The organism is Pseudomonas sp. TAE6080, from assembly GCF_018732265.1.
Classification (GTDB): domain Bacteria; phylum Pseudomonadota; class Gammaproteobacteria; order Pseudomonadales; family Pseudomonadaceae; genus Aquipseudomonas; species Aquipseudomonas brenneri.
This window is the reverse complement of the sequence record NZ_JAHIDY010000004.1, coordinates 164,678-191,251: the sequence shown is the minus strand read 5'-3', so window position 1 is coordinate 191,251 and position 26,574 is coordinate 164,678. Positions and strand designations below refer to the sequence as shown.

Below are 26,574 nucleotides of genomic sequence, written 5' to 3'. Positions count from 1 at the left end.
TCGGATTCTTGACTGACTGCCTTCCGCTTCCTGTCGAAGCTGGCCGCTCCTTTTCCAACAACGAGCAGACACCATGGCAACCAATGAACCTCTGCAACTGAATCTCGGCTCCCTGCGCAGTGCGATGTCGCTGACCCTGCACACCCATCACGCTTCCCGCATCTGGCATGGCCGCGCCGCCGCCGAGGGGCGACCGGGCATCGTCGGCCTGAATGGCTATATCGCTCAGATGAACAAGATGCGGCGGGGCTCAGAACAAGACGATCCGTACTCGGACTGGTGGATGCTGCGCATCGAGGACAAGCTCGACCACACCAAGGTCACGCTGCAATCGCTGCGCGAGCAGGTGGACCAGGCGCTGGCGAGTGTGCCGCCGGCGCTCAGCCTGGGCGAAAACCTCAACGTGCAGCCGGTCAAGCTCCCGCTCTTCGTCAACGCGCAGCTCGGCTTTGCCGCGGTCTATCTCCTGGCCGACTACGACGACATCGCCCGCAAGCTGATCCTCGCCCATCACACCGCGCTCATTGACCGCAGCACCTTGGAACGCTGGCTCAACGAGGGCGCACATTCATTGCGCAGCCTGTTCTCGCTGGCCCAGCAGTATCGCTATTCGGGCTGCACACGCGATGACTTCGCGTCGAAGAATGCCGCAGCGCGGGCAGCGCTGGAGAAGTATGGCGAACTGCCGCAGGACGTGCTGGAAGGCACGCGCCGGTCGAAGTTTGCGCCGCCCATCGTGCGCCGTGGCCTGAAGCAGCGCGGCGACGGTCCTGCCGAAGCATCACTGCTCGGCGATGAAACCACCACCGCAGAGTCGCCCGAAGCCGCAGCCGGCGAGGACGAGCCGGCATGAGCGATCCGAACCCACCGACCCGCTACTTCCGAGGCCTGCAACAGGGTGCCTTCATGCGGCTGGAACACGCGGCCTATCTAAAAGGCCTTTTAAAGCCTTTTAAGGGTAAAGGGGACTTCGAGGCCTGGGCCAGCCAGTGCTTCGCCATGCGCGACGAGTTGATTGCCCTGGCACAGCGACAGGTACTGGAGCAGGCATGCGGGCACCCCTTCCACCTGCTGCCCATCGAACTGGCCCAACAGACCACTGGCGCAGGAACCGTCTTCTTGCGCTGGCGCAGACACGACAGGTCGGCCATGGGCGTGGCGCTGTGGCGGGAGCTGGTCGCCAGCAGCAGCACACCCGTCAACCTGCTGGCCGACCTGCACGCGATCGAGCTGCAGCGCATCACGTTGAACATGCAGATCAGCCTGCTGCACACCTTGGGCAGGCAGGCGCAGGAATGCGCCAGCAAGGCGGCCGAGGCGGACGACGCCTACCTGCGCCGGCTCACGCCCATTCCCGCCGCAATGCGCGATCGGTGATTGCGCCGGGCACCCAGCACGCTCCCGGCGCCGACGAGGCACGGGTATTTCAACCACCACGGAGATCACATCATGAGCACGCATTTTTCCGGCGAAGGCAACATCGGTTCGCCACCGGAGTACCGCGAATTCCCCAACGGCAACGACGAACCCAGTCGCCTGCTACGCCTGAACGTCTATTTCGACAACCCTGTGCCGAAGAAGGATGGCACGTTCGAGGACCGGGGCGGCTTCTGGGCGCCGGTGGAAATCTGGCACCGCGACGCCGAGCACTGGAAGGACCTGTACCAGAAAGGCATGCGCGTGCTGGTCGTCGGCCGCATGGAGCGCGAACCCTGGACGGATAACGAGGATCAGCCGCGCGAGACCTGGCAGATCAACGCGCGCAGCGTCGGCATCCTGCCGTACCGCATCGAATCCGTGACCCTCAGCCCGAAGCCGCAAGAGGCAGAGCCCAAGCCCCAGGCCGCGCAGGAACCGGCTGCGCCGAAAGAATCCAAGCGCAGGAAGTGAACCGGCATGGAGGGCGGTCGCACGTCTTCGCCGCCCTCCATGCGCTCGCGAGCTATCCCCAGGGGATAGCTCCACCAACGTCCACCGACTTTCACGCGCTCCCTCATATCGCGGCTCCCGGTCCGCACACCTGCGGCCACGCGCCACCCCCGCACAAGCCATTCCATCCCGTGAAAGCGGTCACCGCCGCATGCGGCTTGTTTGCTGCTGCCCCAGGTGGCGCTCGGCATCCTCGATTCCAGCAACTCCATGAACAACGGGAATCGGGATGGACGGACATGCGGCTGTTCTTGTGCGAGAAGCCCTCCCAGGGCAAAGACATTGGCCGGATTCTCGGTGCCACGCAGCGCGCTGAAGGCTGCCTCAACGGTTCCGGCGTCACCGTCACCTGGTGCATCGGCCATCTCGTAGAAGCCGCAGCGCCCGAAGCCTACGACGAGCAGTTGAAGCGCTGGTCCATCGAGCAGTTGCCCATCATTCCTCAGCACTGGCGGGTCGAGGTCAAACCGAAGACCGCCACGCAGTTCAAGGTCGTCAAGGCGCTTCTGGCTAAGGCGACCCAGCTTGTCATCGCCACAGATGCCGACCGCGAGGGCGAGTTGATCGCCCGCGAGATCATCGACCTGTGCGGCTACCGCGGCCCCATCGAACGGCTGTGGTTGTCGGCGCTCAACGATGCTTCCATCCGCGCGGCACTCGGCAAGCTCCGGCCATCGGCCGAGACGTTGCCGATGTACTACTCGGCGCTGGCACGCTCTCGGGCGGACTGGCTCGTCGGCATGAACCTCAGCCGCTTGTTCACGGTGCTGGGACGACAGGCTGGCTACGACGGCGTGCTGTCGGTCGGCCGCGTCCAGACCCCCACGCTCAAACTGGTCGTGGACCGCGACCGCGAGATCGCCGCCTTCGTGTCCGTGCCGTACTGGGCCATCGACGTGTCCCTGTCCGCTGGTGGCCAGGCTTTCACCGCGCAGTGGGTTCCCCCGAACACATGCACCGACGACGCCGGCCGCTGCCTGCAGCAGCCCATCGCGCAGCACGCCGCGCAGCAGATCCGCGCCGCGGACAGCGCCCAGGTGGTGGCGGTCGAAACCGAGCGCGTGCGGGAAGGCCCGCCGCTGCCGTTCGACCTGGGGACCTTGCAGGAGGTGTGTTCCAGGCAGCTTGGGCTCGATGTGCAGGAGACCTTAGACATTGCTCAGGCCCTATACGAGACGCACAAGGCCACGACGTACCCGCGCTCCGATTCGGGCTACCTGCCCGAAAGCATGTTCGCCGAGGTGCCAACGGTCCTCGACAGCCTGGTCAAGACCGATCCCTTGCTGCGACCGATCATGGACCAGCTCGACCGCACTCAACGCTCACGCGCCTGGAACGACGCGAAGGTGTCTGCTCACCACGGCATCATCCCGACGCTCGAACCGGCGAACCTCTCGACCATGAGTGAGAAAGAACTGGCAGTGTATCGGCTGATCCGGGCGCATTACCTGGCGCAATTCCTTCCTCACCACGAGTTCGACCGCACTGTGGCGAACCTCTCCTGCGGCCAGCAGACGCTGGCGGCCACCGGCAAGCAGGTCGTCGTCAAGGGTTGGCACCTGGTGCTGGCCGAACCGCAATCCGAGGAGGATGGCGACCCTGCGGCGCGCAGCCAGGTACTGCCCGCGCTGCGCGAGGGCCTGGCATGTCAGGTGGCCGACGTCGATCTGAAGGCGCTCAAGACGCTGCCCCCTCGACCCTATACGCAGGGCGAGTTGGTCAAGTCCATGAAGGGCGTCGCCAAACTGGTCTCGGACCCGCGCCTGAAACAGAAGCTCAAGGATACGGTCGGCATCGGCACCGAAGCGACGCGGGCCAACATCATCAGTGGCCTGCTGACGCGGGGCTACCTCGTGAAGAAGGGCCGCGCCATCCGTGCCTCGGATGCGGCCTTCACCCTGATCGACGCGGTGCCCACAGCGATTGCCGACCCAGGGACAACCGCCGTCTGGGAACAGGCGCTGGACATGATCGAAGCTGGACAGCTCACGCTGGACGTATTCATCGGCAAGCAGGCTGCATGGATCTCACAGTTGATCGCGCAGTACGGCAGCACGTCCCTGTCCATCAAGGTTCCCCACGGACCGCCTTGCCCACAGTGCGGCGCACCGACGCGCCAGCGCACCGGCAAGAGCGGCCCATTCTGGTCGTGCAGTCGCTACCCCGACTGCAAAGGCACGCTGCCGGTCGAATCCGGCACGTCCAGGCGTGGTGCCTCGCGCCCGCGCCGCAGCGGCCGCAAAGGCTCCTGACCGACCCCGTTCCCCGTGAGCCGTGCCCGCCATCGGCGGCGCGGCCTGTGTTCCGCACGCCCTGCGGGACGCCCAGCGCGCAACGCCTTCTTGTCCGTGTGCGCGTCCCGCCTGGCCGTCCCCGGCCGCGGGACCTGAAGGTAGCTTCTCCGCGAACCGCCTCCTGCGCGTTCTGCTGATCTGCATTTCTCCCGCCTCTGCGAAGGGTCCCCCGGTGGCTTGCCAAGCTGCGCGAGCCACCCGGAGACCCTTCGTGGTCAGCGGTATTCGGTGCCGGTGCCCGCCGGCGCAAAAACGGGCTCCCTTTGTGCGCGGATGTGCGCCAGACGATGCCGGCGCGAACCACGACATGCGCCGGGTGTGATTGCTGATGAGCAGACGGTTCTAGCGACGACCGGGCCTGCACCAGCCCACGGGTGGTTCTGTCCTCCCGAGCCGAAGGCCGCAGGGCCTTCGGCGCCTTTCTCCTGCCTATCAACGTCCCGGCCCGCCCCGGGCCACACGAACAGGAGACCCGACATGAACCCGCAACCTTGCACCCTTCGCGGTGCGCCCCAGGCCGCGCCACTGCTGTACGGCAGCGTGTGCAGCGGCATCGAGGCCGTGAGCCTCGCATGGCAACCCCTCGGCCTCAAAGCCGCGTGGTTCGCCGAGATCGAGCCGTTCCCGAGCGCCGTGCTCGCCCACCGTTACCCCCATGTGCCCAACCTGGGCGACATGACCGCGATCGCCCGTCAGGTGCGCGCCGGCATCGTGCCGGCGCCCGACATCCTGGTCGGCGGCACGCCGTGCCAGTCGTTCAGCGTTGCCGGCGCGCGCCAGGGGCTGAACGACCCGCGCGGCGCCTTGACCCTTGCCTATGTGGAGCTTGCAAATGCCATCGACCAAACCCGCCACCAAGACCGCCGCCCGCCGGCAACGCTCGTCTGGGAAAACGTCCCCGGCGTCCTCAACGACCGCAGCAATGCCTTCGGGCATTTCCTGGGAGCACTGGCCGGAGAAAGCCGTGCGCTCCAGCCGCCAGGGGAAAAATGGGCGCACGCTGGTTGTGTGTCTGGACCCCGCCGCCGCATCGCCTGGCGCGTGCTCGACGCTCAATATTTCGGTGTCGCCCAACGCCGCAAGCGCGTGTTTCTTGTGGCATGTGGTGGTGATGACCTCGATCCCTCCGAAGTACTTTTTGAGCGCACAGGCCTGCGCGGGGATTCTTCTGCGGGCCGCGCGCCGTGGCAAGAAGCTGCCCGCGCTGCTGGATCGGGTGCTGCTGCAGCAGGCGGATACGCAGGATTCGCTGGACTGAACCAGCCCTACGGCAAGGTCACGACGACGTTCGGATTCAGCGGCGGCATCGGCCCCGTCGATGTTGCGGCATGCCTGATGGCCGCGGGTCCCAAGCACGACATCCGCACCGAGACGTTCATGGTGCAGTCCATCGCCGGCAGCATCGCCCACACCCTCGACACCGCCAACAACGGCAAGGGCAGCAGCGAGGACGGTACGGGAAAGGGCGTGCCGATCATCGCCTTCACCGCCCAGGGCAGCGGCGCGGACGCCACGATCGACCTGACGCCGACGCTGCGTGCCGGCGGGCATCGCAACAGCCATGCGAACGCAGGCGTCGTACCCGCCATCGCCTTCGCGCAGAACAACCGCGGCGAAGTGCGCTTCGAGTCGGGGCATGGACAGGTGTCTTGCACCGTCCTGTCCAACGGCAAGCCGGGCTACGGTGTGCCGATGGTGGCCTGCGTTGCCCTGCGGGGACGGACGCAGGGTCTTGCCGCCGAACTGGGCGGAAGCGTTGCAGCGGCGTTGCGTACCAGCGGCGGCGGCGCAGACAAGCCCCATGTCCTGGCCCCCGACTTCGAGGCACATTTCCGCTACGACTGGAATGAATCCGGTGCAGCGGACTGGTCGCAATGGCGGGTGCGGCGGCTGATGCCCATGGAGTGCGAGCGGCTGCAGGGCATGCCCGACGACTACACGCTGATCCCGTATCGCGGCAAGCCTGCCGCAGACGCTCCGCGCTACAAGGCGATTGGCAACTCCATGGCCGTCCCGTGCATGGCTTGGCTGGGCAACCGGCTGGTGCAGTGCCTGCACAAGACGGACTTGACCGATTCGGATTGATCGACGACGCAGCCTGCCGGCCGCGCCATTCTCTCCCTGCATTGCCGATGTATCGGCAGCAGCCCGCAGCCAGGGTGTCAAGGCTGCCGTGGGTTCCGCCCACGCCACCCACCAGTTCGCTTCGGCATCTCACCGGCGAACGCTGCCCACCGGGGCATCGATGCCTCCTTTCTCCAACCCACGGGATGGTCGCCACGTCCCGTTAGGGGCATGTCGCCACCCGGTCGATTTCAGGATCTCCCATGGAAACCATCACCAAGCAAGACCGCATCACGCTGAAGAACCTCAAGGTGGCCGACTTCGCCAGCGAGGAAACGCTGTGCTTCACCGCGACCATCGTGTTCGACGGCATTCCCATCGCCGAGGCCCGCAACGACGGCCACGGCGGCTCGACGTTCCTCCACGCACTCAACGGCAAGGCGGCGCTGCTGGCGCAGGCCGAAGCCTTCGCCAAGGGCCTGCCGCCTGCGCCGCTCGACCTGGGCCACGAGGGTGAAGACCCTCATTACATCGCCATGACGCTCGACTTCCTGGTCGATGAGCTGGCCGATGCCATGCACGCGGAACGCAAGGTGCGAGCCGCGTTCAACCGCGACATCGGCAACAAGGTGCTGTTCATCAAGGACCGCAAACTGCTGTTCATCAAGGGCATCAAGCTCAAGGCCATCGCCGACCGCAAGTCGTACTTCGCTTCGCTGCGCGCCCGGCAGGCCCAGCCCATCGTCATCCTCGCCGAGCTGCCGCCCGAGCAGGCATTCGACCTGTGGAAGCAGCATGTCCTGGGCGACAAGCCCGACTGACCCAGCACCACCGCACCCTCCTGACAGCCCCGCACTCGACGCGGGGCTTTTCTTTTCTCTGAGCCCATCAATCGGGGCTGTGCCGGATGCGGTTTTCCAACTGACGCAGCACGGCCCTCGCAAGAAGCTGCCCGCATGTTCGCTGATTCGTCAGCACATGCCAGCAGCCAGGGTTCCAGGCTGCCGCGGGTCTCTCCCGCGTCACCCACCAGTCCGCATCGCATCAATTCTGCGGATGAGCGTCCCCGTGACGCTGATGCTTTTTATCAACCGCGTGCGGGAGCTGCCATCCCGTGAGGGACAAGGCCCCGCTTTTCCAAGGAGCCCGTCCATGTCCCAGCAAGCCTCTTTCGGCCAGTTGGCCCTGACCTACTGCGGCAAGTTCCTGCCGCTCGAAGTCTTGCAAAGCGCCGCCGGCCACTACATCGGCACGCGCGATACCGAAGGTCCCGTTTCGCGGGAATCCCGCGAGTACTTCCGCAGCTATGCCGCGGCTCAACGCGCCCTCGAAAGAGGCGGCTGGTCCCAGCTCGCCATTCCCTGATCCAACTGGAGAAATCACATCATGAACCAGCTACTGCCGCGGGAAGTCGTCGATCAGATCATGCGGGAAGAGCAGCATTTCGCTGCCGCGCCCCAAGCCTTCTTCGAGGCCTGGAAGCGCGGTGTCGAGATTGCTGGTCCCGAGTGGTTCGGCGACGGCACCCGTGAAGGCCTGAACCGGGCCAACACCAAGTGGGATTTGCGTCCCGACATGCTGCGGCTCAACGATGCCCTCGGCGTCCTGAGCAGCGGCGAACGCATGTTCCTGTCCGCCATGGTCAGCTTCTACAACGCGCGCGAGGGCGGTGCCATGCTCAAGCGCTGCCACTTCCACGGGCTGTCGGACTTCGACGGTCTCGATCTGGAACGCCGCAAGGTCATCGCCGACCTGCTGGTGAACTACAGCGGTTGGTGAGTCGGTCTCCGGCACGCCACTGTCTTCTCGATCCTCCCGTGAGGGACATGCGCTCATAAGGCCATGTCCCTCAATTTTTCTTCCCCATCGCCCGGCGCCAACGGCCCTGGGCTATTCCCTGCGGATGCCATCGTCCGCAGGGGCTGGCTCCGCTCTTCTCGAAAGGAGCCAGCATGGCAAACAACTACTACGAAGGCACGGGCGTTCTCGTGCTCGACCGCGTTACTCCCGTCATCAAGGCACTGTTCGATGCCTTCGCGCTCGACGAAAACCATCCCGGCAATGGGCAGGCCTACATCGCCCAGATCGCCGAGACCAATGATCCACGCTGGACAGATGTGCTGGACGGTCTGGAAAACCTGGCCACACAACTCGGAATCCCCATGCCCGACGACGAAGAGTTGTCGATTCCGCCTCTGCTTGAACGGCTGGCCGCGCACTTCGGTGCTGACCAGGACGGGGAGCTGGAGAACCTGATAGAGCACCACCACTTCGAGGACAGCGCGGACCTGGAAGCCCTGCTTCTGATCGCTACCCGCTTCGATGATGGCCATAACCTGACCGCCATACAGTTTGAGGGCTGCTGGTATTGCAGCAAGCCAAGGCTATTCGAGTTCGGCGGCAACGGCTGCTACCTGAGCCGCGAGGTCCAGGTCTTCAGAACGTCCTCGCAGGCGCTTCAACTCGGCGATCAACTGCGCAACACCATCCTGGCCGCCGACATCGAAGAGGCCTCAGCGTTGATCGCGCTGGAGGCCGCCAACCTGCTTGCCGGCATCACCGATGAGCAATTTCGCCTAAATGTGCGCCATCGCATCGCCGAACGGCTGGCTCAGACGTCAACGATCAGCGCCGACTGACGCATTTTCCACTTTCAACCCACCGGGTCCAATTCCCGGTGGCGGGGATTGGCTCCATTATTCAAATCTGGAGAGTTCCCATGTCCCTGAAACCCAATCCCTTTCTCCGCGGATACTGGAATCTGAAAATCGTCCGCACGCTGTGCATCAGCTACGAGGATGGAAGCCCGCATGTCTGGCGAATCATCCACCCGAGCCAAAAGCACCTTTCCGACGAGGAAATGATTTCATCCTCGTGCATCGTCACCAGCGATTTCGCCGTAGTCAGGAATGGTCCCGAACCCGTGAGTGCCGAGGTACTGGCCGAATGCGATGCCGGAGAAGGTGTCAGCGGCGAAGGCGTAATCGGCGCCGTGGTCTATGCCATCCATGGCGATGACTTCGACGGCCGCCCCATCCACGTCGGCGACGCCTATTCGGCAGAGGCAGCGCGGGAGGTCGTACAGCGCCTGAGTTTCGAGACCGGCTATTACAGCCGGTGCTGGGAAATCAGCAGCGCGCACATAAGCGAGGAAACCAGCCAATACCTCGCCAACCTGGCAGACCTCGCCACGCCGGAGGCCTTCCTGTTCATCGCGTTCCGGGTTCCGTACAGCCCGGCGATCGGCATCAAGCTGATCTCCACCCCCTGGACGGACAAGAACCTGGACCACGCCGAGGGCATCAGTGCGGAGCAGCTTCGCCAGGAGCACCGAAGCAAGGGTATGCCGGATGACCTGGCGAACGTCATTGAACTGGCTGGCCAGGCCGATGTGCGCATCCTGATTCTCGACGCCGACGCACCCGTGCTGTTGGGCCTGCCGTTGGCCGAATCCTAGCAGCCGCTCGACGCAACATCCTTCCTCTTTGTTCTCCCCCATACCGGCCCGTCTCCCTCCCGGAACCGGGCTGATCCATTTTCATAGGAGCAACCTCATGTTCCCCGACCTCATCTCGCGCACGCCAGACTTCGAGCACCAGCTCGGCGCCTGCGTCAATGCCATGGGCCAGGACGACGCCATCGGCCAGATCCTGGTATTCGAGCGCATGAGCGGCACGCTGCACATGCGCCATATCGCCAGCGCCGACCTGGTGGACACCGACATTGACGACTACGAAATGGTCGTCTTCGACGGTGGCAACACCAGCGGCGATACATGGAAGCATGTCTTCTTCCCACGTCAGCGCGAGCACTACTTCGTGTACGAAGCCTGACCCAACCAAGCCCCTTTCGAGGGGCTTTTTCTTGTCCGCAGCGCAGGAAAGCGGGTGCGACGCTGTGCGATTTCTTGCGGGCAGGCCGCCCATTCCAGAGCCATCCTTGCTCCATGTTCGTCGGCGTTGCCGACACATGCCCTGGCAGCCGAGACCTTCAAGGCTGCAAGTGCGGGAAACCGTGCTGGTCGTTTCTTCCTATGGACGTACCCCGTCCGTTCACGCCACCCACAAGGGACCTCTCCCTTGCGGGCGGGGAATCCCTTGTTCTTCCTCAAGGAGATTCCCATGGACCGTTCCCTCATCAAATCCATGATGCCTTCGCTTGTCGCGGGCCATATGCCTCGCAACGTGCGTACGTTCAAATACCGCGTATTCGATGATCAGCCGCAGTCCTCGACGTTGGGCTTCGCCATCGACCCTCAGCCCTTCAACGGCAAGGTGGTCTCCGCGACCGACGATGCCATCGTCGTCAAGCTCAAGCCTTCCGAGTTCGCCGTGCTCGATCCCAACCTGGTGACCACCGTTCCCAGCGAGGGCGCCAAGGTCCATGTCCAACCCTACGCCCGGCGACGTTTCGACGGGCTGCGCGCGGACACCCCGGAAGTCGTCACCGAGAAGACTTCGGATGGCACGCCTTACACCATCACGAGGCATATCCTTGGCAAAGCACCCGCCAAGCTGCCAATTCCCGAGCCGCAGTGCATGGAGCTGGGCCAACTCATCGAGCAGTTGGAGGAGATGCCCGCGCCCGACGGGTTCCGGTGCATCACCCACATGCTGGTCGATGCAGGTGCCCGCGACTTCGCCTGGGTCGATCCCAAGCCCTCCAAGATCATCGAGACCCCGCCGGCGATCAGCTTCACGGTCTCAACCACCAAGTTCGAGGGTCAGGTGACGATCCTCTACGACCGTGGCGGCGACACCTACGTGGTGGAGCTGCACCGCGACGGTGAGTTGATCGATAGGCACGACGAGGTGTATTTCGACATGCTCGGTGAAGTGCTGGAGCGGCTCATCGACGACGGGCGCTGGCGCCTGATCGGCGTGAGCGTGATCGACGCCAAAGCCTCTCGTCAACGTCAGGCGGTTCCAGCCTGACGCGCCAGACAGGAAGCCTAGCGGCACGACTGATCAGTCCACAGCCTACCGGCGACTGCCCCACAAGCCTTCCATCCGTTTCGGTGGAGGGCTTTTTTCTTCATCCATACAGGAGATTTCAACCATGTCACTGCGATTCAGAGGCTCCGACCTGCGCCCCGTGCTTGCCGAGGCCATCGCCAACCAATGCCGCGTCGCCCTGGCCAAGGACCAGGGCGTGTACTTCCTCGCCGAGCGCGGAGAGCGCCGCCCCGATGGCCGCGTGAAGCTGCTGGCCTATGCCGTCGGCTGCAACCCGGATACCGACCCGTTCGATGACTGGTGGGAACTGGCACGCGCCGAGCTTGGCGGCGACGATTTCGGCGAGTTCTTCGACCCGAAAGACAGCGTTTTCACTCGCATTCTGCAAAGCTCAGATGATCTGGAGCTGTCCGCCACCGCTACGTATCTGTCACTGGCGGCGGTGGAATCGGCGTAGTCCAAAAATGTCCGCATACCCCTTGAAGCCCCCATTTCGGGGGCTTTCTTTTGGGCGGAACTGGGCAGCCTGGAAAAAATGGGAAGCGCCCGGATGCCGATTGATTGCTGTCGCGCGCGCGAGGCCCGGCCATGCTGACCCCATGCCTGCTGACGTTGTCAGCGACATGCCAGGCAACCATCGGTCTTCGAGGTTGCGTCGCAGTTCCCACTGCGTGACCGAGCCAGCTCGCACCGCATCCATCCGCGAGCGGCCACCAGTCTCTGGTGGCGGATGCTTTCGCCTTATCGACCCACCGCGGGGTTACGCACCTTTCCCCGCATGCGTGGGGCTGGTGTGTCTCCGCTTCTTCCCTATGGAGATTCACCATGAACACCACGTCCAACGAGAAATCGTATTTCGACCTCCACACCTCGGGCATCGGCTACATCCAGCGTGTCCGTGAAGTGCCTGTCCGGGGCGGCCGCCGTGCGCAGCCTTTCCTGGCATGCACCGTTGCCGCGCTGGTCGGCCCCGCCAGGGACCCCAGCTACCGCTACTTCGACGTCAAGGTCTCGGGTGCCGAGGCCAAGAACCTCGTCCAGCGCTACATCGGCGTTGACGATCCCAAGCAGCGCCCGCTGGTGCGCTTCCGCCTCGGCGACCTGTGGGGCGATGCGTACATCCGCGACAAGGGCGAGCGCAAGGGTGAAGCCGCCGCGTCCCTCAAGGCGCGACTGCTCAAGGCCGAGCCGCTTGACCGGGCCGAACTGGCTTCCATCAAGCAGCACGAGCTGATCACCCGCGGCATCGGCTACCTCAGCCGTCCGAAGGACGTCACCCCCAAGGATGGCGATCCGTTCCTGTCGTGCTGCGTCGCGGCTCTGGCCGGGCCTGTCGGTGAACCGGACTATCGGTACTTCGACACCATCGTCGCCACCCCTGAAGCCGAGCACCTGGTTCGCCGGTGCGTGCAGGCCATCGAAGGGGACCGCAAGGTGCTGATCGCCTTCAAGTTGAACGACATGAAGATCGATCCGTACATCCGCACCAAGGGTGAGCGCGCCGGGGAGCCGGGAGCGAGCCTGGAATCGACGCTGATCCACATCGGTCTGATCAAGATCGACGGCACCCAGGTCTATCCGACGAGCCAGGCGCAAGCCGAGGCGCCGCAGGCCGAGGACGCACCCGCGCCCGAAGCCGAGGATGCCGCCGACACCGCTGCCGACCAGCCTATCGAGTCCGCCGAGCGCGAGCCCGCAGGTGAAGTCGAAGAGCAGGAGCCGGCATTGGCTGCTTCGTTCTGATCCGGCATGGCCCCTCACGGGGCCTTGCCTTTTTCCTATTCCTCAAGGAGAAGCATCATGGCAGTCACATCGGCACCCGAGAAATCGGCCACGCCCATCATCGTCCCGGGCCAGCTCGCGCTGCGCACCATTCACGGCCGCAACGGAAAGTTCAACGTTGGCAAGCTCGAATGCCAACTCGGCAAGTTCACGATTAAAGACGCGGAGTTGGAGCAATACCCCGAGGGCAAGTACCAAGGGGAATTCGTTCTTCGCTACATCTTCCTCAAAGGCTATCCGATCAGCGACGGCAGCATGCGTTTCGAGATGCGCGCCAACCTGGACGGTATGACACTTTTCGGCATCGACAAGCTGAGCAAGGCCGAAGCACATAGCTTTGCTCCGCAGGAAGTCGATCCGCTCGATGAAGAGCAAGGGACACAGCCTGCGACAACGCCGGCCAAGCCCGCCAAGGCATCCAGGTCCGCCAAACCTGCACCCGTGCAGACGTCCGCGGACCCGCTGGTCGATACCACGCCCTTCGGCGTGGACGCGCCGCCTGCTGCGGCTGCTGCCCCCGGCAGCACCGAGGATGGCGACGCCGCGCTGTTCGGCCTGTTGTGGCCGCTGGGCGAGTCTGTGAAGCTGGATTCGACCATCGACCGCCGCACCCTGCGCGCGCAGATCGCCCGCCTGGGCGAACTGGGCTACGCGCTGGACTTCAAGACGCAGGAGTGGAGCCGCCAGGCCGAACTGCAACCTGCGTGATTGCAGACACCGCATCCGCGGTGTTCTTCATCCACCCGCCGGGGTTCCTTCCCCATGCGGGGGTGGCCTCGGCTTTCTTCTGGAGGTCTCCATCATGTCCATCATCACTTGCGATACACCCCGTTCCGCGCTGGACGAAACCGCGTGGCGCGCCGTTTGCAAGACGGCCGCCGAGCATGCCCAACGTGGTTGCGGCCTGTCCTGGGATCACTGGGTCACGCTTTTCAGCTCGGAGATCGACGCGCAAGCCAGTCGATTGCCGGAAAGCCAGCGCGTTCATGCGCTGGAAATCGCGACCCAGGAATGGGACTACGCAACACCCGCCGAACGGCAGGAAACCCAGGACTGGCTCGCTGAAAACGGCTGCTGTTCGCATGGGATCACGCTGGGTTGCTGCCCGGCCGGTTGCGGTTCCTAGCCCGCACTGCATTCCATCGCCGCACACGCGGCATTCCATCACCCGCTGGGGGTTCTTCCCCACGGGGAGGCCTCTGGCTCTACATTCTTCAGGAGGCCTCTCATGGGCTGGTATTTCTCTCCCCAATCGCGGTCTGAACTGATCGCGGAACTGATCGCACCGCAGGAGACCGAGCGCGCCAGCGTGAAGGTCATCGCCCACACGCTGCGCGGCAACGTCCTCTGGTCCGTCGCGGAAGTGACGGCCAGGGCCGAAGGCGTGCATCGTGATCTCGCACCGGGCCAGTCCCTGCGCTACATCCGCTGCGATCTTCTGGAGCGCAGCGGCAGCCAATGGGGCTACAAGCCCTTGGACGAGTCCATGCACCCGTACTACTACTCGTGCCCGTTGAGCTACCTCGACATGACGCCGGAGCAGTCCGCCGACTGGCGTGCAGGCGTTCGCGCCTACCACGCGCGGCGGCGCACCCCCACGGCATCCACGGCACCCGCCGCGGCGCTGTTGGCCTGAGTCAGGAGGAACCGACATGGACCCGATCCTGGCTGCGCTCCCCGCCTCACTGTTGAAACTCGTTGAAGGCAGTTTGTCCAACGACGAAGTGTCTTCCGACGAGGAAATGCAGGAGTACTTCATCAGCAACGGCCTTACCGAGGAACAGGCGCGGCAGGCGCTGACCTACCGCGACCAGTACCTCAACAACATCTACCTGGACGGCTTCACGCCGATCACCGCGGTGGACGAGGCGCTTCACTTCAACCCGCACACCCGGCAGTTCGAGCCGGACTGAGCGATTTTCTTCCACCCCCTGGGGCAGTACTTGCCCCGGCGGGCGGTGCTGTTCCCGTTCATCCGAGGACACCACCATGCCCGCAAACACTTCTTCCACGCTGTACCGCATCGACGAATGCCCGGACGTGATGGCCGACGCCTGCGTCGGCGATGACCAGGGCAACCTGATCTTCCTGTCCATCTGGGCGCGCGACACCGCCGTCCAGCAGTTCCTCGCTCGCCTGACCCTCGGGCGCGACGAGCAAGGACTGGACCAGTTCCACGTCATCACCGACCAGGGCGGCAGCGTCCCGGTGTTCGTCGGCAACGTCGATCGCCTGGAAAAGCGCATGACCCGCGCCTACCGGCGAACGCTGTTCGGTTCGCTGTCCAACGTGTGGCTGTTCGACCGGCGTTGCGTGAAGCCCGACAAGGCCAACGCCAGCGCGCTGGCATTGCTGCCACGCGACAGCTCCCACCGGCTTGACCGCCTGTGGATGCTGGTGCGGGACACCTGCCCGTTGCCGCTGCTCGACCACTGGCGCGAGACCGTGCTGGAACTGCTGCAAACCCGCGAGATGCTGGCCCGCCTTCCGTTCGCCCTCGGGCCGTTGGAAGGCCATCGGCTCGCCATCGACGTGCCGGCGCTGACCCTGGCGCTGGGTTCCCTGATCCGAAGTGACGTACTCACCGCCTATCCGTATCCGGCCAAGATTTGGACGCCGGAAGCGGTAGCGGCTTGACCCACCTGCGGAGGCACGCCTTGGCGTGCTTCCGCCATTCCTCCCCGCCAACCAGGAGACTTCCATGGCCCTCATGTTCCCGCGGCTTGCCCGCAATTTCGCCAAGAACGGTTACTACCCGACCGACGAACCCACGCTCGAAAGAGCCCTCAACGCACTGATGCCCAGCGACGGGCCGATGTGCATCCTCGATCCCTGCGCCGGCGAAGGCGTGGCGATCGCCGAAGCCGCCCATGCCCTCGGGCGCGAGCAGGCCAAGGCGTTCGCCGTCGAGTTCGACCCGGAGCGGGCACGTCATGCCCGCGGCCTGGTCGATCACTGCCTGCACGCGGACCTGATGGACACGATGGTCTCCAAGCAATCCTTCGGGTTGCTCTGGCTCAACCCGCCGTATGGCGACCTGTCCAAGGACGTCAACGGCAACATCGGCTACCAAGGCCAGGGCCGTGCCCGCCTCGAAAAGCTGTTCTATCAGCGTTCGCTGTCGCTGTTGCAGTACGGCGGCGTGCTGGTCTTCATCGTCCCCGGCTACGTGCTCGACGCGGAGTTGGTCGGTTGGCTGACACGCCACTACACGGACCTGCGCATCTACCGAGCGGTGGAAACGCAATTCAAGCAGGTGGTGATCTTCGGCCGAAGGGTGCGACAGCGTGAACAGGCTCCCGATGGCGTCAAGGCCGTGCGCAATCTGCTGCTGCAGGTTGGGCTTGGCGAAGTCGAAGCCGAGGAGCTGCCGAGCGATTGGCCGTTCCTGCCGTACATCGTCCCCGCCAGTCCGGCCGAGCCGGAGCATTTCTTCCGCGTGACGATGGAGCCCGAGCAGTTCGCCGACGAGGTTGGCAGGCTGCAAGGCCTCTGGCCGTCGCTGGACACGCACCTGGGGGCCGCGCAGCAGTCGCTGCGTCCACCGGCGCGGGCTTTGTCCCACTGGCATCTCGCCCTGGCTCTGGCCGCGGGCGCGATCTCGGGGGTTGTGCGCTCCAAGACCGGGCGCGTGCTCGTCGTCAAAGGTGACACCCACAAGGACAAGACGCTCCAGCGTGAATTCACCGAACGCGAAGACGGCTCGATCGCCGAGACCCGCATCCTCACCGACAAGTTTGTGCCCGTCATCCGCGCGTGGGACATGACGCCTGGCTCCGCGACACGGGGCGAGGTGTTGACCATCCGCTGACTCACCGGACGCGCTGCCGTCCTGCTATTCCCACATCGAAGGAGAAACACCATGTTCGCAAACCCGTTCAAGCGGCCCGCGCCGCAGAAGCAACCGTTGTTCGCACCGGGTACGCTGAAGTTGAGCGAGAAGGTGCATTGGTTGGCACGCAAAGGCCTGATCGACCCCTTGGCCTATGTCCAGCGCCACGTGCGCGGTGACTGGGGCGAGATCGACGAGGCCACCCGCCAAGCCAACAACGTCGCAATCCAACAGGACAACCTAATGATCTCGCAGTTCAGGATCACGCCGGACCTGGCACTGATCGTCAAGACCAGCGAGGACCATGAAACCACGGTGGTCCAGCTATCCGAGGAGCAAGATCTGATTTGACGGCCCCACATCGTCATTCTCATCCACCTGACGGAGCCACTTCACTCCGCCAGGGGTGTCGTGGCTCAATAACCTTTCAAGGAGGAGCCCATGGCATCACATCGCATCGAAACCTACTGCCAGAGGCTGGCGTTCCCCATCGGGGCGCTTATCTTCAGCAAAGGCATTGACCGCCTGGTCCGCTCGGGTCGCCTCGACCCGATCCCGTACTTCAGGCGCCACACCCGTGGTGACTGGGGCGACGTCAACGTCCAGCAATGGCAGGCCAACAGCACCGCGCTTCAATCAGGTGCTTCGCTGGCATCGCACTACGTGATCCACCCGGGGCTGGCCATTCGCATCGTTACCGACGCGGAGCGCCGCGCCACCGTCATCGTTCTGCCGTCCGAGGACTGAGCACGGTTCACCCGCTGGCCATCCAGGCCAGCACCTTCAACCACCTTCGGCCACGCGCCGATTTACTTCCCACCACGGGGCATGCCACTGCCCCACTGGGGGTGGTGCATGCCCCATTTTCTTTGGAGCATCACCATGTCCCTCGATCTCGAAACCAATGCCGCTGAAGCCGCGCCCGTACAGGGCGAACTGCTCGATGCGGAATCTTCCCCTCTGACCCTGAGCCTTCAGGATTTCGTCGGCGAGTTCGGCGACGAACTGCTCGACGCCCTCAACAGCGCTAATCCGCCGGTCTATACCGGCCAACCGCAGGCACATCGCCAGCTCATCGTCGCCAGCCTCAAGCGCAAGCTGTTCCAGGCCCAGGCCGAAGTCGTCCATGCCGCCGCCGAGCTGCTGATTGACCGTGGCGAACATGCCGCGATCGTCAATGGCGAAATGGGCTGCGGCAAGACGACCGTCGGCATCGCCACGGCCGCCGTGCTCAACGCCGAAGGCTACCGCCGCACCTTGGTTCTTTCGCCGCCGCACCTTGTTTACAAGTGGCGGCGCGAGATCCAGGAGACGGTAGCAGGCGCCAAGGTGTGGGTGCTCAACGGCCCCGATACCTTGGTCAAGCTCATCAAGCTACGCGAGCAGTTGGGCGTGCAGCCCACGGGCCAGGAGTTCTTTGTCCTGGGGCGCGTCAGGATGCGGATGGGGTTCCACTGGAAGCCTGTCTTCACTCAGCGGCGTACCCGCCACGGCAACGTGGCAGCGTGCCCGGACTGCGGCACGGTCATCACCGATCTCGACGGCGAGCCGGTCAACCCGGTCGAACTCGAAGCCGAGGAATCCCGCAGGAAGTGCAGCCACTGCGCCGCCCCCCTGTGGACGCTGATCCGCCCGAGAAGCCTGTCCGGCAGCGATCAGTCCTCGGCCGTCCTCAAAGCCTTGAAGCGCATCCCGACCATCGGGGAAGTCACCGCGCAGAAGCTGATGCAGAAGTTCGGCGACGGCTTCCTGGCCTCGATGCTCGGCGACAACATCCATGAGTTCATCAACCTCATGGACGGCAACGGCGAACTGGTGTTCTCCGACCGTCAGGCCACGCGCATGGAACGCGCGATGGCCAACATGGAGTTCGGGTTTGGCGAGGGCGGCTATCAGCCGTCCGAGTTCATCAAGAGATACCTGCCGCAAGGCACGTTCGACCTGCTCATCGCCGACGAGGCACACGAGTACAAGAACGGCGGCAGTGCCCAGGGCCAAGCCATGGGCGTGCTGGCGGCGAAGGCTCGCAAAACCTTGCTGCTGACCGGCACGTTGATGGGCGGCTACGGGGACGACCTGTTCTACCTGCTGTTCCGAGCCCTTCCCGGGCGGATGATCGAAGACGGCTACCGCCCGACCACGAGCGGCAGCATGACCTCGGCCGCGATGGCGTTCATGCGCGATCACGGGGTCTTGAAGGACATCTACTCCGAGAGCGCCGGCACGGCGCACAAGACGGCCAAGGGCACCAAGGTATCGGTGCGCACGGTCAAAGCCCCGGGCTTCGGCCCCAAGGGCGTCTTGCGCTGCATCCTGCCGTTCACGATCTTCCTCAAGCTCAAGGACATCGGCGGCAACGTCCTGCCGCCGTATGACGAAGAGTTCCGCGAAGTCGCGATGGACACGGCGCAAGCCGCGGCCTACCGCGATCTGGCGGGCCGGCTGACCGCGGAGCTGAAACAGGCTCTGGCGCGACGCGATACGACTCTGCTGGGTGTGGTCCTCAACGTGCTGCTGGCCTGGCCGGATTGCTGCTTCCGGTCGGAAACCGTGGTGCATCCGCGCACGCGCAACACCTTGGCGTTCGTCCCGGCTCAGTTCAACGAGTTCGAGATCAGCCCCAAGGAGCGTGAGCTGATCGATATCTGCAAACAGGAGAAGGCGCAGGGCCGCAAGGTCCTCGCCTACACGGTCTATACCGGCACGCGCGACACCACGTCGCGCCTGAAGGTACTGCTGGAGCAGGAAGGTTTCAAGGTGGCGGTGCTGCGCGCGAGCGTGGATGCAAGCCGCCGCGAGGACTGGATTGCCGAGCAACTGGATCGTGGCATCGACGTGCTCATCACCAACCCCGAGTTGGTCAAGACGGGATTGGACCTGTTGGATTTCCCGACAATCGTGTTCATGCAGTCGGGCTACAACGTGTACTCGCTCCAGCAGGCGGCCCGCCGCTCCTGGCGCATCGGGCAGAAGCACCCCGTGCGCGTGATCTATCTCGGCTACGCCGGTTCCTCGCAGATGACATGCCTCGAACTGATGGCCAAGAAGATCATGGTCTCGCAGTCCACCTCGGGCGATGTACCCGAATCGGGGCTGGATGTCCTGAACCAGGATGGTGATTCCGTCGAGGTCGCACTGGCCCGGCAACTGGTCGCCGCCTGATTCCCACGCCACAAGCCGGCCTAGCGCCGCCGGCATTTCTGTTGTTCCCACCTTGCAGCCACGCCCACGTTCTCCGTGGACGTGGCTGCGCTTTTTTCATCCCAAGGAGATTTCCATGAATACCAACACCCAACCGTCCGAAGCCATCGACACCCAACGGAAGCTGGAAGCCGAGATTGCGGATTTCCTGCGGCAGCGCATCGAAGATGGGAACCTCGATGCGGAGGACATCCCTGTGCGCCTGGCACGCTATGGTCTGATGGCCCCCGAGGCGTTCCTCGCCGAAATGCGTGAGCGCATGGGCATCGACGACGAGAAATAAGAGACCCATTTTCACAGGCCCCAACTTGGGGCCTTTCTTTGGTGAAGGCGCTGCCGGCAAATCGGGCGCTGTCTGGTTCGCATTGTTTGCTGCCGCTCGTAGCCCGAGCGGCGATGGTGAGGGCTCGATGTTTCAGGACGCCGAGCTATGTGCCCCTCTCCACCCTGGTTTCACCATCCCGAACGCCGCCTGCTGGCGGGATTTTTCGGCCTGCTTTGGTCGGTGCTGGCCGGTGGCTGCGCGACGACGACTGCGCCGGTCGCGCCCGACACCATCGAGGAAGTCTCGGCCGCGCCCGAACCCGAAGCGCCCGAGTACATCCCGGTCGTGCGCTACGCCCGCTACACGCTGGTCGAACTGGCCCCTACAGCGGCGCAGCGCGACCTGCTGTTGCAGACCATCGACGTGTCGATGCCCGAGGATGCCCGCGCCACGGTCGGCGATGGGCTGCGGCATGTGCTCAAGCGCAGCGGCTACAGCCTGTGCCAAACGGCGCATGCCGTGATCGAGCTGTATGAGCTGCCGCTCCCGGCGGCGCACCTGCATCTCGGTCCCATGACCTTGCGCGATGCGCTGCTCACCCTGGCTGGTCCGGCCTGGGAACTGCACGCGGATGACCGCGCACGACAGATTTGCTTCGAGCGGCCCGGCGACAGCGTGGCCGCCGAACCCATGCCCGAACCGACCGCCGCCGATGCGGTGCAGACCTTCCCGCTGATGCCTTCCACTCCAGGAGGCCAGCCGTGAACGCTCCGCAATCTTCGCGTCGCCCGACCGCCGCCGTGGTGGTGCAAAGCATGCTCTGGCTCTGGCTGCTCGGTCTAAGCGTCATCGTGGCCCTCGGCTACCAGGCGATGAGCGACCAGGCCGACCAGGAACGGCTCGATTCCCGTCTGCAACGCCTCGAAGCGCAGGCGGTGGCCCTGGCCGAGGCCATCGAGACCATCCAGCAGCGTCCGGCCGTCGCAACGGCGGCGGACCTCAAAGACACCCGCCAAATCCTGGAAGCACGCGCTTCCCAGGTTGAGAAAACACTGAGCGGCTACGCAGCCGCCGACGACCTTCAGGCGCTGCGCGCGGAGATCGAGCAGATCAAGACGCGCCAGACCGCCGCGCGTGCAGCAGCCCCCGTCCAGCCGCGCACATCGAGCAAGCCCGCCGCCAAGTCTGAACCGCCGCCATTGCCGTTCCGCATCGTCGGCGCCGAACTGCGCGCCGGCCAGCGCAGCGTGTCCGTCGCGCCGAGCAGTGGGGACTTCACGCCCGACCAGCTTCAGGTGCTGCTGCCCGGTGATGCGGTCGGCCCATGGCGCTTGCAGGCAATCGATGGCAGCGCCGCGGTGTTCCAAGCCGGCGACCAGACCCGTCGCGTGGCGATTCCCTGATCGGAGCACACCACATGAAGCCGTCGATCATCCTTTCCGCACTCCTACTGGCTTCAGTCCAGTGGCCCGCGTGGGCGCAGCAGTCAGCCACGGCTCCCGCTCGCAATGCGCAGAGCCAGGAGCGCCCGCTGGCCGCCCGCGTCCTGGACGACCGAGTAGCAAGCAACTGGGGCCTCCAACCCCAGGAATGGGTGCGTTACCGCGAGCTGATGGATGGGCCGCTGGGAATCTACTCGCCCAACCTGGACCCGCTGTCTGCCCTAGGCATCGAGGCACGGACCGACGAAGAACGGCGGCGCTATGCAGAGCTGCAGGTGCAAATCGAAGCACGCCGCGTCGAGAAGTTGCTCGCCTACCAACGCGCCTACGACGAAGCCTGGCAGCGCCTGAACCCCGGCATGCAGCGCGTGAACCTGCCCGACGACGGGCCGGGCGCCGGCACCGCGCGCGGCAGCGGCCGAATGGCGGTGTTCGTCAAGGACGGCTGCGCGGCCTGTGGGCAGCTCGTGCAGCGCCTGCAATCCTCGGGTGCCGAGTTCGACCTGTATATGGTGGGCAGCCGCCAGGACGATGCACGCATCCGCGACTGGGCCAAGCGCGCGCAGATCGACCCGGCGCGCGTGCGCAGCGGCAGCATTACCCTCAACCACGACGGCGGCCGCTGGCTGTCGCTGGGCCTGCCCGGTGACTTGCCCGCGGCTGTGCGCGAGGTGAACGGCCAATGGCAGCGTCAGCCGTAGCGGCCACCTCCGTCTCGCAGCTCCTGCGCGCACTGGTGCTTGCTACCGGCCTGTGCGCCTGCGCCGTCCATGCCCAGGAGGTTCCACCACCGGCCTACCAACTCGCCGCACAGCGGGCGGGCATCCCCTCGACCGTGCTCTTCGCCGTGGCCTTGCAGGAGAGCGGTGTTCGGCGCAACGGGCGCATCGTCCCGTGGCCGTGGTCCCTCAATGTCGCCGGCCAGTCGCGCCGCTTCGCCACGCGCGCCGACGCCTGCTCGGGCTTGCAACAGGCAATGCGCGCCACGCCCCACACGCGCATCGATGCAGGCCTGGGCCAGATCAACCTCGGTTACCACAAGCACCGCTTCACCAGCGCGTGCGACCTGCTGGACCCCTATCGCAACCTCGCCATCGCCGCTGAGATCCTGAAGGAGCAGCACACGTCCGGCGAAGACTGGCTGTTGGCGATCGGCCGCTACCACCGTCCTGCGGGCGGCGAGCCCGCCGCCCGCTACCGGCGCAGCGTGTCGCGCCATCTCGCGCGTGTGCAGGGCGCACGCCCAAACGCCGCGGTGCTCGCCACGCGCCAGGAGACTTCCCCATGACGAAATCCCATCTGGCCCTGCGGGGCCTGCTTGTGCTGCTGGCGGGTCTGCCGCTGGCATCGCGTGCCGGCGATCCGCTGATCGTGGTCGAAGATCGCGGTGGCACGTCGGCGCTGCCGTACTACGAGGCCCTCAACCTCCAGCCGCGCGCCGATGTCCCGGCCCGGCCGCCCATTCCGACGCCACAGGTTCCCGCCACACCCGCGGACGAGGCAGCGATGCTGCCGGTGCGCAGCACCAAACTCACGCCTGGCACCGTCGCTCGGCGCGTGATCGAAGCGCCCGGCCTGCGGCCGTTCGTGGTCATCGGCGACGACGACGCCTCCCGGGCCTGGTTGCAGCGCCGCGGCGTTGCTTTGCGCGAACGCGGCGCGGTCGGCCTAGTGGTCAATGTCGAGACCGCGCAGGGCCTGGCAGGGCTGCGTGCCCTGGTGCCGGGCGTGCCGCTCGCGCCCGTAGCCGGAGACGACCTGGCCGATCGCCTAGGCCTGCGGCATTACCCGGCGCTGATCACGGCCACCGGCATCGAGCAATGAAGCCATGTCGGGGAAACAGCCGGTCGAGGTTCTGCTACGCCCAGCGGTGGAGCTATACACCGTCGCAGCGTGTGCAGGCGCCGCGTTTCTGTCCCTGGTGGCCCCGTGGTCGCTCGCGCTGAGTCCGGCCATGGGCGTCGGCAGCGCCCTGGCGTTCGGCGCCTACGGCGCGATCCGCTACCGCGACGCTCGCGTCATCCTGCGTTATAGGCGCAACATCCGCCGCCTGCCGCGTTACGTGATGACGAGCAAGGATGTGCCCGTCAGCCAGCAGCGGCTTTTCATCGGGCGCGGATTCCTGTGGGAGCAGAAGCACACCCATAGGCTCATGCAGACATACCGGCCGGAGTTTCGCCGCTACGCGGAGCCGACACCGGCCTATCGCCTGGCGCGTCGGCTGGAGGAACGGCTGGAGTTTGCGCCGTTCCCGCTGTCCCGGCTCTCCGCTCTCACGGGCTGGGACGTTCCGTTCAACCCTGTGCGCCCGCTGCCACCTGTAGGTGGCCTGCCGCGGCTGCATGGCATCGAACCCGACGAGGTGGACGTCAGCCTGCCGCTGGGTGAGCGCGTCGGACATTCGCTGGTGCTGGGCACGACGCGCGTGGGCAAGACGCGGCTGGCCGAGCTGTTTGTGACTCAGGACATCCGTCGCAAGAACGCTGCCGGCGAGCACGAGGTCGTGATCGTTATCGATCCCAAGGGCGACGCGGATCTCCTGAAGCGGATGTACGTCGAAGCCCAGCGCGCAGGCCGTGAAGGCGAGTTCTACATCTTCCACCTCGGTTGGCCGGAAATCAGCGCCCGCTACAACGCGGTAGGACGCTTCGGTCGCATCTCGGAAGTCGCCACCCGTATCGCAGGGCAACTCTCCGGTGAAGGCAACAGCGCGGCCTTCCGGGAGTTCGCGTGGCGCTTCGTCAACATCATTGCCCGCGCTTTGGTGGAACTGGGGCAGCGCCCGGACTACATGCTGATCCAGCGGCACGTCATCAACATCGACGCACTGTTTATCGAGTACGCCCAGCACTACTTCGCCAAGACCGAGCCCAAGGCCTGGGAGGTGATCGTCCAGATCGAGGCCAAGCTCAACGAGAAGAACATCCCGCGCAACATGATCGGGCGCGAGAAGCGCGTGGTCGCGCTGGAGCAGTACCTTTCCCAGGCGCGCAACTACGACCCGGTGCTCGACGGCTTGCGCTCGGCAGTTCGGTACGACAAGACCTACTTCGACAAGATCGTCGCATCGTTGCTGCCGCTGCTGGAAAAGCTCACCAGCGGCAAGATCGCCCAGCTCCTGGCCCCGAATTACTCCGACCTGACCGACCCGCGCCCGATCTTCGATTGGATGCAAGTCATCAGGAAGCGCGCCATCGTCTATGTGGGACTGGACGCGCTGTCCGACGCCGAGGTTGCCGCAGCGGTCGGCAACTCCATGTTCTCCGACCTGGTTTCGGTCGCGGGCCATATCTACAAGCACGGGATCGACGATGGCCTGCCGGGCGCATCCGCTGGCACGCGCGTGCCGATCAATGTCCATGCGGACGAATTCAATGAACTCATGGGTGACGAATTCGTGCCCCTGATCAACAAGGGCGGCGGTGCCGGGCTACAGGTCACGGCGTACACACAGACCCTCTCGGATATCGAGGCCCGCATCGGCAACCGCGCGAAAGCTGGCCAGGTGATCGGCAACTTCAACAACCTGTTCATGCTGCGCGTGCGCGAGACGGCCACCGCCGAACTGCTGACGCGGCAGTTGCCGAAGGTCGAGGTCTATACCACCACCATCGTCTCCGGGGCGACCGATAGCTCGGACATCCGTGGCGCGACGGATTTCACGTCGAACACCCAGGACCGCATCAGCATGTCCAGCGTGCCGATGATCGAGCCATCGCACGTAGTCGGCCTGCCAAAAGGCCAGTGCTTCGCGCTGCTGCAAGGCGGCCAGCTTTGGAAGGTTCGCATGCCGCTGCCGACACCAGACCCGGATGAAGTGATGCCGGCGGATCTGCAGCAACTGGCCGGATACATGCGCCAGAGCTACAGCGAGGCCACGCAGTGGTGGGATTTCACCAGCTCCCCTGCCTTGCAGGATGCGGCCTTGCCCGATGACCTGCTGGACGATGCTGCTCCAGCCGAGCCTGCTGCGGTGGCCACCGACACCGACCACAGTACCGACGAGGCCGCGCCATGAAGGACGCCGCCTCGACCGCGCAGCGGGAGCAGAACCAGCGCCAGGGTCTGATCGTCGGCACCATCACCTTGCCATTTCGCCTGCTCGGGGTATTGATTGGCTCGCTGCTGTTCTCGATCGTGGTGGAGTGCGTCGGCATGCACCTGTTCTGGAAGGATCAGGGCTGGCGCCATTCCCAGCAGATGTTGCAGTACGAGCTTGGGCACCTGTCCAGCCACTTCACGCGCAGCGTGGTCGTGCAGGAGCCAGGGCGCACGGCGCACGAGTTGGTGGATACAGGCTACGAATGGGTGTTCGTTCGCTCGGGGCTGCTGGCGCGCATGAGCCAGACCGCCGAGCGCGTCCGCGCGCCCAGCCACGAGCAGGCGCGCAACTTCCGCTACTACATCAGCCAAGTCTATGTCTGGGCCGAGAGCTACCTCATCGCCGCAGCCTTCACGACGCTGACCTTCCTAGTGCGCCTGCTGGTCCTGGTGCTCACGCTGCCACTGATCTTCACGGCCGCCTTCGTCGGTCTGATTGACGGTCTGGTGCGACGCGACGTGCGCAGGTTCGGCGCGGGCCGCGAATCCGGGTTCATCTACCACCGTGCAAAAGCCAGCCTCATGCCGCTGGCCGTGCTGCCGTGGATCACGTACCTGGCGCTGCCGATCTCGGTGCATCCATTGCTGATCCTGTTGCCGAGCGCCGCCTTGCTGGGACTGGCCGTGAGCCTGACTGCGGGCAGCTTCAAGAAGTACCTCTAGCAGATCAATCCGGTCATCTGCAGGTTCCTATTGTTTGCGGCCTGAA

The 26,574-nt window shown here is 64.9% G+C and carries 31 protein-coding genes; all 31 read left to right on the top strand.

Translation table 11 applies throughout. The annotated features are described in order from the left end of the window. Positions 1–73: 73 nt before the first annotated feature. Entirely contained in the window at positions 74–853 is a 780-nt protein-coding gene (locus tag KL786_RS05580; RefSeq protein ID WP_009459719.1) for a PFL_4669 family integrating conjugative element protein, read from the top strand. After that, positions 850–1,377, top strand: coding sequence for a DUF3158 family protein (locus KL786_RS05575; RefSeq protein WP_009459718.1), 528 nt, complete (start codon positions 850–852; stop codon positions 1,375–1,377). The genes KL786_RS05580 and KL786_RS05575 overlap by 4 nt, the downstream gene beginning before the upstream one ends. A 72-nt stretch (positions 1,378–1,449) precedes the next feature. Next, positions 1,450–1,890 (top strand): single-stranded DNA-binding protein, encoded by a 441-nt coding sequence (locus KL786_RS05570; RefSeq protein WP_019726334.1) that lies wholly within the window; start codon positions 1,450–1,452, stop codon positions 1,888–1,890. 278 nt (positions 1,891–2,168) lie between these two features. Continuing rightward, positions 2,169–4,181 carry a DNA topoisomerase III gene (locus tag KL786_RS05565; protein ID WP_009459717.1) on the top strand — a complete coding sequence of 671 codons (2,013 nt, stop codon included), beginning with the start codon at positions 2,169–2,171 and terminating at the stop codon, positions 4,179–4,181. Between the two features lie 519 nt (positions 4,182–4,700). Then, positions 4,701–6,308, top strand: a complete 1,608-nt coding sequence (locus tag KL786_RS05560; protein WP_009459716.1) for a DNA cytosine methyltransferase — start codon at positions 4,701–4,703, stop codon at positions 6,306–6,308. Positions 6,309–6,550: 242 nt separating this feature from the next. Then, positions 6,551–7,108 (top strand): hypothetical protein, encoded by a 558-nt coding sequence (locus tag KL786_RS05555; protein ID WP_009459715.1) that lies wholly within the window; start codon positions 6,551–6,553, stop codon positions 7,106–7,108. Positions 7,109–7,439: 331 nt separating this feature from the next. Next, entirely contained in the window at positions 7,440–7,652 is a 213-nt protein-coding gene (locus KL786_RS05550) for a hypothetical protein (protein WP_003290186.1), read from the top strand. A gap of 21 nt (positions 7,653–7,673) precedes the next feature. Then, positions 7,674–8,066, top strand: a complete 393-nt coding sequence (locus KL786_RS05545; protein ID WP_009459709.1) for a hypothetical protein — start codon at positions 7,674–7,676, stop codon at positions 8,064–8,066. Positions 8,067–8,239: 173 nt separating this feature from the next. Next, the gene (locus tag KL786_RS05540; RefSeq protein WP_009459708.1) at positions 8,240–8,926 is read left to right on the top strand and encodes a hypothetical protein; all 687 of its coding nucleotides are present in this window, start codon (positions 8,240–8,242) and stop codon (positions 8,924–8,926) included. An 80-nt stretch (positions 8,927–9,006) separates the two neighbouring features. Further along, the gene (locus KL786_RS05535; protein ID WP_009459707.1) at positions 9,007–9,744 is read left to right on the top strand and encodes a DUF5983 family protein; all 738 of its coding nucleotides are present in this window, start codon (positions 9,007–9,009) and stop codon (positions 9,742–9,744) included. A 97-nt stretch (positions 9,745–9,841) separates the two neighbouring features. Next, complete coding sequence (locus KL786_RS05530; protein ID WP_009459701.1) at positions 9,842–10,120, top strand: hypothetical protein; 279 nt, start codon at positions 9,842–9,844, stop codon at positions 10,118–10,120. A gap of 288 nt (positions 10,121–10,408) precedes the next feature. After that, positions 10,409–11,221: a GTPase gene (locus KL786_RS05525; RefSeq protein WP_215516978.1), complete on the top strand. Its 813-nt coding sequence runs from the start codon at positions 10,409–10,411 to the stop codon at positions 11,219–11,221. Positions 11,222–11,345: 124 nt separating this feature from the next. Next, positions 11,346–11,699, top strand: coding sequence for a DUF3085 domain-containing protein (locus KL786_RS05520; protein ID WP_009459699.1), 354 nt, complete (start codon positions 11,346–11,348; stop codon positions 11,697–11,699). A 368-nt stretch (positions 11,700–12,067) separates the two neighbouring features. Then, entirely contained in the window at positions 12,068–12,985 is a 918-nt protein-coding gene (locus tag KL786_RS05515) for a DUF3577 domain-containing protein (protein WP_009459698.1), read from the top strand. Positions 12,986–13,042: 57 nt separating this feature from the next. Further along, positions 13,043–13,732 (top strand): DUF3275 family protein, encoded by a 690-nt coding sequence (locus tag KL786_RS05510; RefSeq protein WP_009459697.1) that lies wholly within the window; start codon positions 13,043–13,045, stop codon positions 13,730–13,732. Positions 13,733–13,826: 94 nt separating this feature from the next. Continuing rightward, positions 13,827–14,150, top strand: a complete 324-nt coding sequence (locus KL786_RS05505) for a hypothetical protein (RefSeq protein ID WP_009459695.1) — start codon at positions 13,827–13,829, stop codon at positions 14,148–14,150. A 102-nt stretch (positions 14,151–14,252) separates the two neighbouring features. Beyond that, positions 14,253–14,660: a hypothetical protein gene (locus KL786_RS05500; protein ID WP_009459693.1), complete on the top strand. Its 408-nt coding sequence runs from the start codon at positions 14,253–14,255 to the stop codon at positions 14,658–14,660. 16 nt (positions 14,661–14,676) lie between these two features. Continuing rightward, positions 14,677–14,937: a hypothetical protein gene (locus tag KL786_RS05495; protein WP_009459691.1), complete on the top strand. Its 261-nt coding sequence runs from the start codon at positions 14,677–14,679 to the stop codon at positions 14,935–14,937. Positions 14,938–15,013: 76 nt separating this feature from the next. After that, entirely contained in the window at positions 15,014–15,661 is a 648-nt protein-coding gene (locus tag KL786_RS05490) for a hypothetical protein (RefSeq protein ID WP_019726336.1), read from the top strand. 25 nt (positions 15,662–15,686) lie between these two features. Next, complete coding sequence (locus KL786_RS05485) at positions 15,687–16,835, top strand: DUF6094 domain-containing protein (RefSeq protein WP_219805742.1); 1,149 nt, start codon at positions 15,687–15,689, stop codon at positions 16,833–16,835. Between the two features lie 51 nt (positions 16,836–16,886). After that, positions 16,887–17,207 carry a hypothetical protein gene (locus KL786_RS05480; RefSeq protein WP_009459687.1) on the top strand — a complete coding sequence of 107 codons (321 nt, stop codon included), beginning with the start codon at positions 16,887–16,889 and terminating at the stop codon, positions 17,205–17,207. Between the two features lie 90 nt (positions 17,208–17,297). Continuing rightward, the gene (locus KL786_RS05475) at positions 17,298–17,603 is read left to right on the top strand and encodes a hypothetical protein (protein ID WP_009459685.1); all 306 of its coding nucleotides are present in this window, start codon (positions 17,298–17,300) and stop codon (positions 17,601–17,603) included. 135 nt (positions 17,604–17,738) lie between these two features. After that, a complete protein-coding gene (locus tag KL786_RS05470) occupies positions 17,739–20,018 on the top strand; it encodes a helicase-related protein (RefSeq protein ID WP_019726337.1) in 2,280 nt (759 codons plus the stop codon). A 115-nt stretch (positions 20,019–20,133) separates the two neighbouring features. Continuing rightward, positions 20,134–20,340 carry a hypothetical protein gene (locus tag KL786_RS05465; protein ID WP_009459683.1) on the top strand — a complete coding sequence of 69 codons (207 nt, stop codon included), beginning with the start codon at positions 20,134–20,136 and terminating at the stop codon, positions 20,338–20,340. 147 nt (positions 20,341–20,487) lie between these two features. Continuing rightward, entirely contained in the window at positions 20,488–21,087 is a 600-nt protein-coding gene (gene pilL2, locus KL786_RS05460; protein ID WP_009459682.1) for a PFGI-1 class ICE element type IV pilus protein PilL2, read from the top strand. Next, entirely contained in the window at positions 21,084–21,725 is a 642-nt protein-coding gene (locus KL786_RS05455; RefSeq protein ID WP_009459681.1) for a hypothetical protein, read from the top strand. Before pilL2 ends, KL786_RS05455 begins: the two co-directional genes overlap by 4 nt. A 14-nt stretch (positions 21,726–21,739) precedes the next feature. Continuing rightward, entirely contained in the window at positions 21,740–22,465 is a 726-nt protein-coding gene (locus tag KL786_RS05450; protein WP_009459680.1) for a TIGR03759 family integrating conjugative element protein, read from the top strand. Then, positions 22,447–23,052 (top strand): transglycosylase SLT domain-containing protein, encoded by a 606-nt coding sequence (locus KL786_RS05445; protein WP_009459679.1) that lies wholly within the window; start codon positions 22,447–22,449, stop codon positions 23,050–23,052. The genes KL786_RS05450 and KL786_RS05445 overlap by 19 nt, the downstream gene beginning before the upstream one ends. After that, positions 23,049–23,588, top strand: a complete 540-nt coding sequence (locus tag KL786_RS05440) for an integrating conjugative element protein (RefSeq protein ID WP_009459678.1) — start codon at positions 23,049–23,051, stop codon at positions 23,586–23,588. The genes KL786_RS05445 and KL786_RS05440 overlap by 4 nt, the downstream gene beginning before the upstream one ends. A gap of 4 nt (positions 23,589–23,592) precedes the next feature. Then, a complete protein-coding gene (gene traD, locus KL786_RS05435) occupies positions 23,593–25,782 on the top strand; it encodes a type IV conjugative transfer system coupling protein TraD (RefSeq protein WP_009459677.1) in 2,190 nt (729 codons plus the stop codon). Next, the gene (locus KL786_RS05430) at positions 25,779–26,528 is read left to right on the top strand and encodes a TIGR03747 family integrating conjugative element membrane protein (protein ID WP_009459676.1); all 750 of its coding nucleotides are present in this window, start codon (positions 25,779–25,781) and stop codon (positions 26,526–26,528) included. The genes traD and KL786_RS05430 overlap by 4 nt, the downstream gene beginning before the upstream one ends. The last annotated feature ends 46 nt before the right edge of the window (positions 26,529–26,574 follow it).